This window comes from Flagellimonas pelagia, from assembly GCF_003584135.1.
Taxonomy (GTDB): domain Bacteria; phylum Bacteroidota; class Bacteroidia; order Flavobacteriales; family Flavobacteriaceae; genus Flagellimonas; species Flagellimonas pelagia.
The window spans coordinates 415,653-428,897 of record NZ_QXFI01000026.1; the positions used below are offsets into that span (position 1 = coordinate 415,653).

Genomic DNA, 13,245 nt, shown 5'->3' on the forward strand with positions numbered 1-13,245 from the left:
GATTTATGCCTTGGAGGTCAATGATTTAAAGAAAACGAACCCGAAACCAAGGAACAACATCAAATGGAAAGGGAACAATCCATAGTCGTTCAAAGGCACGGCACTGTACATTCCAAATAGGAAATAGATCATCAAGGCGAATTCCAAGATCATATTCGGGGAAAGCTTTTTCGCCAAATATTTGTTGCCCTTCCAAGTATCTTTAATGCTGTTGATGTTGAATTTTGGAGTACGTACAAATTCACTTCTTTTGCCCAAATGTCCTTCCAAAACGGCAACGGTATTGTGCAAAGAGAAGCCCAATGCTACGGAGAAGAAGGTAAAGAAGAGTTTGATGTAATCCACGAAATTGTCGAAACTGCTTCCCTGAATACTCTTATAGGTGAACCAGTAACAGATGAACAGGATAATGGTGCTGATAATGAAGAAGCTGGTCACTTCAAAAATCCATCCCAAATGGCCATAAGTATTTTTGATATAGAGCATTGGGATGCTCAACAAAGCCACGATGAATACACAAAGGAACATAGAGCTGTTCAATAGGTGCATTACACCATGGAACTTGGTCTTGAACGAAATGTTCTTGGAAGTGATCACACTCCAGAAGGATTTTCTAAAGTTTTCAGCTCCACCTTTGTTCCAACGGAATTGCTGTGAACGAGCGGCACTGATCACTACAGGAAGCTCTGCTGGGGTTTCCACGTCTTCCAAATATTTGAATTTCCAGTTTTTCAATTGGGCGCGGTAGCTCAAATCCAAATCCTCGGTCAAGGTATCGCCTTCCCAGTTACCTGCATCCAAGATACATTCCTTTCTCCAGATACCAGCGGTACCGTTGAAGTTAATGAAGTGTCCTTTGGAGTTTCTTCCAACCTGCTCTAGTGTAAAGTGGGCATCCAAAGCAAAGGCTTGAATACGGGTCAAAGTGGAATAGTCGCGGTTGATGTGTCCCCAACGGGTCTGTACTACACCGATTTCTTCATCCTTGAAATAGGGAACGGTCTTTTTCAACCAATCGCTTTCGGGAAGAAAGTCGGCATCAAAAATAGCGATGAACTCCCCTTTTGCAATGGCCAAACCTTCCTTGAGGGCACCGGCCTTGTATCCTTTTCTGTTTTCCCTGCGGATATGTTGAATGTCCAATCCAGTTTTCTGAAGTTCCTCGATTCTTCTGGCGGTCTCCAAAACGGACTCGTCCGTGGAATCATCCAGAACTTGGATCTCCAATTTACTTTTTGGGTATTCGATCTTGGCAATATTGTCCAACAAACGCTCCACCACATACTCTTCGTTATAGATGGGCAATTGGATGGTCACAAAAGGGATTTCCTTGGGATCTAATAGGTTGAACTTGGGAGCCTCCTCGTTTCGCTTTTTATAGCCCAAGTAGTTGATCAAAAGATTCAACTGAGAAAGGCTGTACATAAAAATCAAGATTAAGGCTGTACTGTAAATGCCGATGATGATGTAAGCGATAGTAAGTCCCATTATTTTAAACTGTATTTAAAGATCCAACCCAAGATTTTTATGCCCGCAAATATAGTACCTTTTACCGTACCTGATACTTTTGATACGCCAATTCTTCGTTTGTAACGTACTGGTATTTCGGCATATGACATTTTTTTTCTTAATATTTTTAACTGCATTTCCACAGTCCACCCATAAGTTGTGTCCTGCATCTCCAATTCTTTGAGCTTTTCATATTTTATGGCCCTAAAAGGTCCTAAATCCGTAAATCTTGACCTAAAGAGCACCCGCATTAAAAAAGTGGCCAATTGGTTCCCAAAAACTTGTTGTGGAGTCATGGATCCCGGTTCTCTGAGCGACTTTTTTCGCGCTCCTACCACAAAATCCACATCATTTTCCAATATTGGGGCGACCACCTTATCCAACTCTTCGGGATAATCTGAATAATCTCCGTCGATAAATACGATGATATCGGGTACTTTGGATTGTTTGGAAATATATTCCAATCCTTTTAGGCAAGCGTAGCCATATCCCTTGCGGGTTTCGGTGACTACGGTTGCCCCGGCTTTACGGGCATTTTCTGCCGTATCGTCCTGGGAACCATTGTCTGCTACAATAATTTCGGTAACATGTTCGGGCAATTCGGAAACGACCTTTCCTATGGAATCTCCTTCGTTGATTGCGGGAATAATGACTCTGATATCCGCCATGCGAGGGGGTTCAATTTTGGTTTGTGTTTGAGTGACCAAAACTAACCTTTTCTTTGGATTTTGGGCTGAATTAAGCAGGAAATGAAAGTTGGCAACTACAGATTTACGGGATGTTTATTTTTGATTCACCAAACTCATCAAATCCACATCGTTACCCAAAAGAATTTGGTTACTATCGATTCTGCCCTCCAATGGTCCATTTTCCAGTTTGAGCACGCCTCTGGGGCAAACCGCGGAACAAATGCCGCAACCTACACAGCTGGCTCGGACAATATTTTCGCCTTTTTGGGCATAGGCGCGTACATCGATGCCCATTTCGCAATAGGTGGAACAATTGCCGCACGAAATGCACTGACCGCCATTGGTGGTGATCCTGAAACGCGAGAACAATCGCTGCTGGAAACCTAAAATGGCAGCCATGGGACACCCAAATCGACACCAAACCCTGCTTCCAAAAATGGGATAGAAACCCGTACCGATCACTCCGGAAAAAATACTTCCGATCAAAAAGGAATAGGTCTTCCGAAGGGTTTCTGATTTGAAAAGGAACACATGGCCCCCATCACTAAAAAAATGAAACCCAATCAAGGCCATAATGATTACAAAGTATCCGATGGCCCCATATTGGGCATCTTTTTGAAGCTGGTCCCTTTTAAAAAGCATCACCCAACCAAAAACGAAGGTGAGCAGTACGGCTACCCCGATCAAAAAAGTGCTTTTGGTAAGCCAATATTTGCTGGTGTCGGTTCCCAAATAGGAATAGACTACTGCAGTGGTCATCAACGTAACAAAAACAACCACGCTGTGAACTACCCAACGTTCTATTTTCCAGGCACTCACCGATTTATCACTCAATTGCCGGAAGGCATCCCCGGCAGTTTCGGCCAATCCTCCACAACCGCAGACCCAGGAGCAGTACCACCTTTTTCCATATTTATAAGTAAGGATTGGAGTAATCACAAAAATGGACAAGATGCCAAAAATCAACAATGCAAAACCGATATCGCCTGAACTCAAAAAACCTTTGATGCGATACCCTTCAAAATTGTAATAGTTCAGCGGCCAGACACTTTTTAGGTCGTAATAAGGAAGGCTCCCTCCATTGAGGATTTTATGTCCGTTCAAACGGGCCATTACTTCGGGAATAATGAAGGCAAAGGCCAATTGAAAGAACATCACACTGAACGTCCGTAATCTTTCGTAGCGGTTATGGCGGTATTTCCAAAGGAATTTCACCCCAAAAATTAAAATGGCCACCGTGTACAAAGTGCCATAAACAAACCATTGGCTAGCGGGATTACCGCTCAATAATTTGCTCAAAGGATCAAAAAGTGCAATGACACCTTTATTTTCCCCACCATTCACCTGGCCCAAATACTCGGGATAGAAATAGAGGATGATATAGAACCCGGTCAAGGCCAGTCCGGCCATCCATCCCCATAAACCCCTGCTGGAAATGGATTTGAACCATACCCCGTCATTTTTGATACCTGGGAGCTTTTTGGAATAGGCATCCCATGAAAACCAAATCGTTCCCAAAGAAATGGCCAATAAGGAAACCGTTAACCATAATGTTTTGTTCGGAAAAGAAACATTCAGGGAGGCCAATAACAAAATCCCCATGCCTATCATGCCCAAAACGGTCGCAAACTTTTGGTTAAGGCTTAAACTTTTGGGTGGTTGCCCGGTCAGGGCCATACTTTTATCGTAATTGCTCATGGTCAGTGATTATCATCCCAATTGGAAGATTCTTTTTAAGCTTTTCTTTTTCAGTTTGATGGATTTTCCAAAATCGGTGTTGAATTTGAAAATAACCTCAGGTTCGTATGTCCTGTAAAATTCTGGGTCAAAGTTGGCATCTGCTAGATGTGCTATCACAAAATCGATGTCCCTTTTCTCCTTGAGCCATTGGTCAATGACCTGATGACGCAAACGGATACCAAAGGTATTGATGCCCAACAACTGCTTTGACTCTTGATCAAAAGCTATGGTGATGCATTTTTTTTCCTTGGCATGTCGCCAGTGAAAATGGACTTCGTTCTCTTTTTTCTTCTTTTCTGGAAAAATCCATCCGTAAGTTTGGTATTCAATGTCCAAGAACTTGGCCGAATTGAACCAATGACCAGGTCTGTACTCCATTTTGTTGCCACAAATAGTCTGGGCCAGGGTCTCGCCCATCATGCGGCCCGTGTACCAAACGGCTTCCACGGGTCTGCGGTTGCCAATGGCTTCGTGTTGTTCCGCGCAATCGCCAATGGCATACACATCTGCAATATTGGTTTCCAAGAATCGGTTCACCTTGACGCCACGGCCCAATTCAATTCCCGAATCTTTCAAGAAATCGATATTTGGTGTTACGCCTGCCGTCAACCCCACCAAATTACAGGGGATTTCTTCACCGGTTTCGGCCACAACCACCGATTTTACCCTCCCATTTTCATCGGCCAGAATTTCCTTTAAAGAGGCATTCAACCGAAGGTCGATATGGTGTTCCAGGATATGTTCATTGATCATTTGGGATTCCCCACTGGGCAGTACACCGTTCCAAAAACTGTTTTCACGGACCAAAAAGGTTACGGGAATGTCTCGAGTCCGAAGCATTTCCGCCAATTCAATACCGATCAATCCACCCCCAACGATCACGGCCCGTTGGCAAACGGTATTGTTTGGGGCATTTTTTTCTAAAAGATCAAGATCTTGTTTGGAATACAGTCCTTGTACACCATCCAAATCCTGGCCTGGCCAACCAAATTTGTTGGGTTTGGATCCCGTGGCAATGATGAGTCTGTCATAAGGGATGGCTTGGCCGTCTTCTAGTAAAACCTTTTTATCGCCAGTGCTCACTTGGGTTACAAAACCTTGAATCAAATCGATGCGGTTCTTTTTCCAAAAATGGTTTTCGTAGGGTTGGGTGTGCTCAAATTTCATGTGGCCCATGTACACATACATCAAAGCGGTCCTCGAAAAAAAGTATTGGGTTTCTGAAGAGATAATAGTAATTTTTTTATCGGAAAGTTTGCGGATATGCCTGGCTGCGGTTACGCCGGCAATTCCATTTCCGATAATGACGATGTGCTCCATGGGTTTGGTTTGTGTGGTAACTTGAGTCGTACTAAAATTATGGAACTTAACACAATCTAGATAAATTAGTAAGATTTTAAGAAGCTACACTTTCCATAAAAATGTATTTTAGAGGGGTATTTTATTGGCTATGAAGAAATTGATAGTGCTTGTTTTGCTCATTTCCCTCTCCTGTAAAAAGAAAGTGGAGGACAAGGTGAATGGGGTAAGTTTTGTAAGCTCAGGGGAGGAAGTGGCACAGATCCATGTAAACCCCATTCTAGATATCCATGCCAATTATGCGGCCATAATGCCCTTCGGATTTATTCCACAGACAGACTCTTCCGAGTTGATTTTTAACTCTGACCGCCAATGGTTTGGCGAAACCAAGGAAGGTGCAAAACAATACATTGGGATGTTGCACAAAAACGGGGTGCGAGTAATGTTGAAACCCCAAGTTTGGATTAGACGGGGGGAATTCACCGGTAACCTGACCATGCAGAACGAAGCCGATTGGAAAAAACTCGAAGATTCCTATTCCAAGTTCATTTTGTTATATGCCGATTTGGCCCAAGAGACCCAAACGGATATTTTTTGTATCGGTACCGAACTCGCTTCCTTTGTAAAAAACCGCCCTGAATATTGGAGCTATCTTATAGAAGAGGTCAGAAAGGTGTACAAGGGCAAAATTACCTACGCCGCCAATTGGGACGAATACGCTAAAACGCCTTTCTGGAACGAACTAGATTATATAGGGGTGAACGCTTATTTTCCTATTTGTGATCGTCAAAACCCTACCATGCAGACCATGCGGGAAGGATGGCAACCATGGAAGACAAAACTTAAAGAACTTGCCCTGGAAGTCAAAAAGCCGATGTTGTTCACAGAGTTCGGATACAGAAGTATGGACTATACGGGCAAGAAACCTTGGTTGGTAGACCGGAACCAAGAAAAGGTAAACCTGCAGGCGCAAGCAGATGCCACTCAAGTGATCTTTGAAGAGTTTTGGGATGAGGATTGGTTCGCAGGCGGATTTGTATGGAAATGGTTCATGCACCATGATAAGGTCGGTGGGTTGGCCGACAATCGATTTACTCCCCAGAACAAACCTGCGGAATCCGTGATACGGAGACAGTATGCCAAAATAAAGAAGTATGGTTTGTAACCCTTTAAAAATTGTGGGAATTTTTTTGTGATTCCATCCTGTAGTTGTCTGTTTTTTCGCCATATTTGTAGTACACCCCTTCCCCTAAAAATTACAGTAATGAAATTAGTATCAACCCTAATCATTTGGGCTTGGGCGTGCTTTGCAATTTTCGCCCAAGAGGAACCCTATTACAAAGTAGTGGCCGAGCAAGGGGACGGGATTTTTTCCATCCTTCGAAAGCAGGGGCTCGATCCCGTGAAACATTATGAGGAGTTCGTTACATTGAATTCGGACCAGATCAAGGACGGTAGTTTTCTTCAGGTCGGGGTCGAATACAAAATACCCAAAGCGGCGGATTCCTTCAAAAAAACAGGTGTACTGGTCAAATCCGCCAAAGGTACCGAAGCTCCAATTTTTGATAAGGAACTGGCCCAAATGAACCTGAAGAGTGAAAGACTTAAGGATGCGGTATACTATCTTATTGTGGATTCAGGCAAGGACGGGGACAATGGTTTTGTACAGGACGTGGCCCAAAGTCTGGCGGCCGATCTCATGGTGCACGGAGCGAAAGTCTATATCCTCGGCGACGAAATTCCTGAACCTGCCCTTAACGATACTGTTATGGTTACCGAAAACCAGCGTATGGGCCATTATATTGAAGTGATCAATAAACGATACCTTCAAAACAGTGGTAAATACCAGCGTGCTCTGATCATACGTGCCAATGGTGTTTCGGAGAAAGCCGACATGGATGTTGCCATTTATCATTATAATAAAAGTGATCAGGGACAACGATTTGCGGAGAACATCAGGAACATTTTCAAAAAGAACAGCATTTCCAATAAGACCTATAAAGACGTCAATATGATCTTTGAAGACCAGAACAGCTTATATTTGGCAAAAAATATCCTGCCAGCCATTAGTTTGCTGACACTGGAGAACGCGTCCAAGGAATCAAATGATAAAATTGCTGTCCGTCCCGATAAGAGGAAATTTGCAGGTTGGATCAGTAGTGGTATCATAAACGACTATGTGGACCTGGAAATTGAAAATTGAATGAAAGATCAGAAAAACCTCATTTCTTTTTTACTGATACCTTTGTTATTGATCCCTATGGTAGTCGGGGCACAAAAATCCTTATCGAGCGTTGTGGCGGAAAAGGGTGACGGTATCTATTCTTTGCTTCGCCGATATAATGTGAGCCCCACAAAATATTACAACAGGTTTGTGGAGCTGAACTCCGAACGATTGGGTGAGAGTGAATCCTTATACGTGGGGCATTACTATGTGCTGCCGGATACCTTGGCCTTAAAGAAGATTGAAGAAACGGACACAAGGACTTCATATCCCATTTTTGGTAACGATTTTGCCAAGATCGATTCTGTCAGTAACCGTTTGGAGGATACCGTTTATTACCTTATTTCCGGCCATGGGGGTCCCGATCCTGGTGCCGTTGAAAAGTATGAGGGTAAATTGATCGCCGAGGATGAATATGCCTACGACGTAACGCTACGCTTGGCACGTGAACTTTTGTCCCATGGGGCAGAGGTACACATCATCGTTCAGGATGAAAACGATGGCATCCGTGATGAAAGGGTATTGGAACTGGATACGGATGAGACCGTTCTTTCCAATGCCATTCCGCTAGGGCAATTGGCACGGCTGAAACAGCGGACCGAAGCGGTCAACGACTTGTACATGAAGAACAAGGGCAAATACCAACGCCTTTTGGTGACCCATGTGGATAGTCGTAGCAAAGGGACCAATATCGATGTGTTCTTTTACCATCACGAGAACAGCAAAAACGGTCAACGATTGGCAGAAAGCATTCACCAGACATTTTTGGCGAAATACAAAAAATTTCAACCCAACCGAGTCTATAGTGGCACCTTTATGGAACGCAGCAGTCTTTATCTAGTCAAAAATACGCTGCCGGCCATGGCCTATATTGAAATAGGGAACATCCGAAGCAAACTGGATCAACGCCGGATTTTGGATCCGGATAACAGACAGGCCTTGGCCAAATGGATATCTGAAGGAATCCTATTGGATTATGAATCCTCTAAAGATTTTACTGCCAAATAATTAGCAACAACCTCCGCCATTATAATGCCAGGTACTTTCGCTCACATGGATTTCATCTGAAGCCTTGGCCAAAGCGGCAGCCGTTTTGTCACAAACCGCCAAGGGTTGGTTCTGTAAGAGTACATGTCCTTTTTTATCGTCAAAATATTCCTCGTTCCCATAATAGATGGCTGTTTTGCCCGTGAACATGCAAGGGCCATCAGTTGGCATGGGGTCCTTGATGGCGGCAATCTCTATGGATTCAATATGAATAAGTTCATCCGTAGGGTAATGGTTGGGTGATAACACGCGGTAAGACCTTCTTCCCCGGATTTCGATGGTACCGAAACCAGCATCGGTAAGTACCTTTACATAATCTTTCAACGGAATACTACCGCTCAGGCATTGAGCGCGTAACCTGTCATCATTACGCAGCGCGTCATTCATCGGCTGTTCGCAGATGGGGTCACTCATCACCAAACGGCCATGGGGTTTCAACACACGGTACATTTCACCAACGGCTTTTTTAAGATCTTCCATTTTAAAGATGTTGAAGAGGCAGTTCTGTGCGGCCACATCAATACTTTCATCTGCAACGGGAAGATGCAGTGCATCACCCTTCACTAAGTTCACAAAATCACTTTGGAACCAATCGTTTTCCTGTTCTGCTATTTTGAAGTTCTTTTTTGAAGCTTCCAACATTTCATCCACGGTATCCACTCCGGTCACTCCTCCTTTTTGTCTGGAGAAATAGGCAAATTGGAGCAATTCCATCCCTCCACCAACACCTACATAAAGGATTTGGGGGTTATTGACCAGGTCTTGGGCCGAAACGGTACTGCCGCAACCATAGTTCATTTCCTGCATGATCTTGGGAATGGACAATCCCGGGAATTGCCAAACAGGGGTGGTGGTACAACAAAGCCCAACATCTGGGGTCAGGGCTGCTTCTTTGTAAAGGTCTTGGGTAGCATCTAAATAGCTCATATTTCCTTGATTAGTTCTCTGAATAATTTGATCATTTTGGGTTCTGCCTTGGCGGCAATATCCAGAATCTCCTGAATATTAACAGGTTCCAGGTTGTCCGGATCACATTCATCCGTCATAACAGATACCGCTACAACAGGTAGTCGTAAATGATTGGCAACAATTACTTCAGGTACGGTACTCATTCCTACTGCGTCTGCTCCCAAAATTTTCAGCATCCTATATTCCGCTTTGGTTTCCAGTTGAGGTCCGACCACAGAGGCATACACCCCTTTTTGGATGGAAACGCCCTCCTTTGTGGCAATGGCGTGAATTTTTTTGCACATATCCACATCATAGGGTTCACTCATATCCACAAACCGATTGCCAAACTCGGAAACGTTCCGGAACGCCAAGGGTGACCCGCCTTGAAGGTTGATGTGGTCCTCGATCAGCATAATGTCCCCCTTTTTAAAGTTGAGGTTAATGGCACCAGCCGCATTGGAGATGAACAGTTTTTTGATGCCCAACAAATGCATGACCCGGATGGGGTAGGTAATGTCCACAAAATCGTAACCTTCGTACAAATGGAAACGGCCCTGCATCACCACGGTTTTTTTGCCCTCGATGGTGCCAAAGATCAATTTACCGGTATGGAACTCCACCGTGGCCAACGGAAAATGGGGGATATGATTGTAGTGGGCCTCAATTGGATTTTCGATATGATCGATCAATTGGCCGAGCCCTGTGCCCAATACTATGCCTATTTCAGGGGTTTCGAATCCCCTTTTTTTCAAATATTCAACAGATTCTTCTAATTGTTCCTGCGTCATGTTTTTATATGTTTTAAAAAGGGCTGAAACGCCCCAATATCTTTGATGTCTTCGTAATAATCCACATCGTTGCGTTCGTTCAAAAGAGCAATTTTTGCCCCATTCATATCTTGTAAGGTGGAGGCAAGTACCGTGTCGGTTCCCCAAGTTTTGTTTTGAAACAATTTTTCGTTCAAATGCTTCATTCCCAGTAGGTAATAGCCGCCATCTTCTGCTGGGCCTACTACATAATCATGGTCGTTCAACTTGCAGAAAGCTTCCTCCAATTCTGTTTGGGAAAGATGGTACATATCGCTTCCAATTATGATTATTCGCTCAAATCCTGCCCGAAAGCCTTCCCTGAACGCATTCAACATCCGTTCGCCCAAATCCCTGCCTATTTGCAATTTTTTCCTATAAACAGTATTGTCCCAGATATCTTCTTTCCAAATTTCTTCGGAGTAATAGACCCATTTTTCAACTTGAAGGTCGTGGGTAAACCCTACCGTACAATCCAATAGAAATTTATAGATTTCCAAGGCGATTTTGTCGCCAACTGCGGCTGCCAATCGGGTCTTGCACTTTCCAATCTCAGGGTTTCTGGTCAGTATCAGGAGTAGGTCGTTCTTCAATGTTTGCAATTTTGCAGGGTACCTTTCTGCTTTGGGTGGATGGATTTTTAGGGAGATGCTGTTCAATCATTTTTATTGATCGACATCAACTCAACAATCTTTTATCCTAACCCAAAGATACCGCCATAAATGTAGAAGAAACCGATTTCTTGGACAAATCCTTCCTGTGGAATACCCTTCCAATATTTGGGAAGGGGAACTTTGTTGGATTTCAGGACACTTTGGCCAAGAAAACCGGGAGGTAGCTGCGTAACTTGGAAAATGAAATGGGTTTGGTGAGGTAGTCGTTCATTCCCGCTCCTTTTGCTTCGTCAATGGCCTCTTTGGTCACATCTGCCGAAAGCCCTATTATGGCAATTTCCTTATTGAACTTTCTAATTTTCTTGGTAGCTTTAAAGCCATCCATATCGGGCATGTGTACATCCATGAACACAAGATCATAGAAGTTTTTGCGTACAGCTTGCACTGCTTCCCGCCCGTTGGTCACCGAATCTGAATACACCCCTAATTTTTCGAGGGTGTTTTTTAGGACGATGACATTCACACGGTTATCGTCTACTATGAGCACTTTGTAACCCTCCAAAAGGAGGGGTTCGGAGTTTTTGTTTCCTCTTTCAGGTTTTGTATCGGATAATGGAAACAACAAAGAAATATGAAACTCCGTTCCCGTGCCTTCCTCACTTTCTACGGTAATTTTTCCACCTAGCATTTCCACTAATTTACAAGTGATGTACAACCCAAGGCCACTTCCTTCGTGCCGTTTGGATTTGCCGGTATCTATTTGCGTGAACCGGTCAAAAATGGTTTTCAATTTGTTTTTTGGGATGCCTATTCCAGAATCTTTTATTGTTATGTTCAAAGCCATGGAATTATTTTCGACACTTTCATTACAGGCTATTTCAATCCCGCCATGTTCCGTAAATTTTAGGGAGTTCCTAAGAATGTTGGTGATGATCTGACCAAACTTTCCAACATCACCGATTACTTCATGATTGCATTTGGAAGAGGCATCCAGTACAATGGAAAGCCCTTTTTCATCTGCAGTGGGCCTATAAATGCTAATGATATTTTTCAACTCTTGATGCGGGGAAAAAACATCTTTCCTGAAAGTGGATTTGCCAGATTCTATCTTGTCAATTTCGAGAATATCGTTTACCAGAAGGAGCAATTTTCTGGACGAAATGTCCATGAGGGAAAGATATTCCTGGATGTCACATTGTATATCGGATAACCTTAGTACTTCGATAAAACCGATGATGGCATTCAACGGTGTTCTGATCTCATGGCTCATGTTGGAAATAAACTCAGTTTTTGCCAATGAAGATTTTTCAGCTTTTCGCCTTTCCTTTTCCAGGGTTTTGTTCAACTCTTTGAGTTTATTGTTGGCATGGCTCAATCGGCGGTTCTTTTTTCTAGAGGATTGATAAAAGTAGATAAGCGAACTGGTCAACACGGATACCAATATCCCAAAAACAAAAAAGGTAAGGGTACTTTCTTTTCTCTCGGCCATAAAATCCAAATCGGCAGGCATAAGGGAGAAGGTCCATTTTTGATGGTCCAAGTTATCTACCTCAAAAGAAGATGTGAAAATAAACTCATCTGCTATTGCCTTGGATTGCGGATTGTTTTTGGAGTAAAAAACAGTTCCGTTCTCATCTTTCATTTCAATGGCATAGGTGTCCAGACTGGCCGCCAGTTCATTGAAGGGGTTGGTGAAATCCATGCCAGCGGTAATGGTTCCATGAAATTTCCCTTCAAAAAAAACAGGTACATCCACAAGAAATGCACTTCCACCTTGGTAAAGGGCTGTCCATGAGGAAACATTCGTTGAAAAATCCTTCACATGTCTTCTCCACTCAATATTTCTTGGATGTTGGGAAAGATCTAGGCCAATAGCGGCTTCATTCCCTTCTAGAGGGGTCACCACCCTAATGATCATCAGGCTGTCCACCCATTCAACAAACTTGAAGGAGGGATGTTGCTCCAGAATAAGTTTGGCATCTCTTTCCCAATATTGGAAATATGACCCATTGGTCATTTCAATCCTTTGCTTTAGGTTTTCCAAGGATTTTATGTTGTGTTCCACGGAGGAGAAAAATTCTTGTGCTCTAAGCTTTCCAGTCGTTCGGATCTCATTTGCAAAGGTGGCCTTTTGGGTTTCCAAGGAGTTGTTGCCCAAAATGAATATCATCAATATAAATACTCCAAAAACCGCAATTGGAAGTACAAATTCTTTTTGTGAAGGTTTCAACAGCATATCAGTTTTCCAGATAGGGGACAAATTATTAGAGGGTAATCCCGGTAAATAAATGATTTGAAAGGATTACTGTAGGAAAATACGCCTATACAATAATTTCTATATTAACACTTTCTTTGTGAAAATATTG

11 protein-coding genes are annotated in these 13,245 nt (G+C 43.2%); 3 read left to right on the forward strand and 8 right to left on the reverse strand.

All coding sequences use genetic code 11. The annotated features are described in order from the left end of the window. Positions 1-3: 3 nt before the first annotated feature. The 4 genes from D2V05_RS11875 to D2V05_RS11890 all read right to left on the reverse strand — a co-directional run bounded on the left by D2V05_RS11875 (position 4) and on the right by D2V05_RS11890 (position 5,258). Positions 4-1,488: a cellulose synthase family protein gene (locus tag D2V05_RS11875; RefSeq protein WP_119647869.1), complete on the reverse strand. Its 1,485-nt coding sequence runs from the start codon at positions 1,486-1,488 to the stop codon at positions 4-6. Continuing rightward, a complete protein-coding gene (locus D2V05_RS11880) occupies positions 1,488-2,177 on the reverse strand; it encodes a glycosyltransferase family 2 protein (RefSeq protein WP_119647870.1) in 690 nt (229 codons plus the stop codon). The genes D2V05_RS11875 and D2V05_RS11880 overlap by 1 nt, the downstream gene beginning before the upstream one ends. A 114-nt stretch (positions 2,178-2,291) precedes the next feature. Next, on the reverse strand, positions 2,292-3,896 hold the full coding sequence (locus D2V05_RS11885; protein WP_119647871.1) for a 4Fe-4S binding protein: 1,605 nt from the start codon (positions 3,894-3,896) through the stop codon (positions 2,292-2,294). Positions 3,897-3,908: 12 nt separating this feature from the next. Next, positions 3,909-5,258, reverse strand: coding sequence for an NAD(P)/FAD-dependent oxidoreductase (locus D2V05_RS11890; RefSeq protein WP_119647872.1), 1,350 nt, complete (start codon positions 5,256-5,258; stop codon positions 3,909-3,911). Positions 5,259-5,388: 130 nt separating this feature from the next. On the opposite strand from D2V05_RS11890, the gene D2V05_RS11895 reads away from it, so the two are divergent. The 3 genes from D2V05_RS11895 (at position 5,389) to D2V05_RS11905 (ending at position 8,469) form a co-directional block, all read left to right on the forward strand. Then, on the forward strand, positions 5,389-6,402 hold the full coding sequence (locus tag D2V05_RS11895; RefSeq protein ID WP_119647873.1) for a glycoside hydrolase family 113: 1,014 nt from the start codon (positions 5,389-5,391) through the stop codon (positions 6,400-6,402). Positions 6,403-6,501: 99 nt separating this feature from the next. Beyond that, entirely contained in the window at positions 6,502-7,440 is a 939-nt protein-coding gene (locus D2V05_RS11900) for an N-acetylmuramoyl-L-alanine amidase (protein WP_119647874.1), read from the forward strand. Beyond that, positions 7,441-8,469, forward strand: coding sequence for an N-acetylmuramoyl-L-alanine amidase family protein (locus tag D2V05_RS11905; protein WP_119647875.1), 1,029 nt, complete (start codon positions 7,441-7,443; stop codon positions 8,467-8,469). Here the strand turns inward: D2V05_RS11905 and arsM are convergent, their stop codons facing one another. From arsM to D2V05_RS11925, 4 genes are all read right to left on the reverse strand, one after another. Beyond that, the gene (gene arsM / locus D2V05_RS11910; protein ID WP_119647876.1) at positions 8,470-9,435 is read right to left on the reverse strand and encodes an arsenosugar biosynthesis arsenite methyltransferase ArsM; all 966 of its coding nucleotides are present in this window, start codon (positions 9,433-9,435) and stop codon (positions 8,470-8,472) included. It abuts the gene before it with no gap. Then, the gene (locus tag D2V05_RS11915) at positions 9,432-10,247 is read right to left on the reverse strand and encodes a purine-nucleoside phosphorylase (protein ID WP_119647877.1); all 816 of its coding nucleotides are present in this window, start codon (positions 10,245-10,247) and stop codon (positions 9,432-9,434) included. Before D2V05_RS11915 ends, arsM begins: the two co-directional genes overlap by 4 nt. Beyond that, positions 10,244-10,858 (reverse strand): TIGR04282 family arsenosugar biosynthesis glycosyltransferase, encoded by a 615-nt coding sequence (locus tag D2V05_RS11920; RefSeq protein WP_119648001.1) that lies wholly within the window; start codon positions 10,856-10,858, stop codon positions 10,244-10,246. Before D2V05_RS11920 ends, D2V05_RS11915 begins: the two co-directional genes overlap by 4 nt. 211 nt (positions 10,859-11,069) lie before the next feature. Further along, positions 11,070-13,109: a response regulator gene (locus tag D2V05_RS11925; protein ID WP_183114825.1), complete on the reverse strand. Its 2,040-nt coding sequence runs from the start codon at positions 13,107-13,109 to the stop codon at positions 11,070-11,072. Positions 13,110-13,245: the final 136 nt, after the last annotated feature.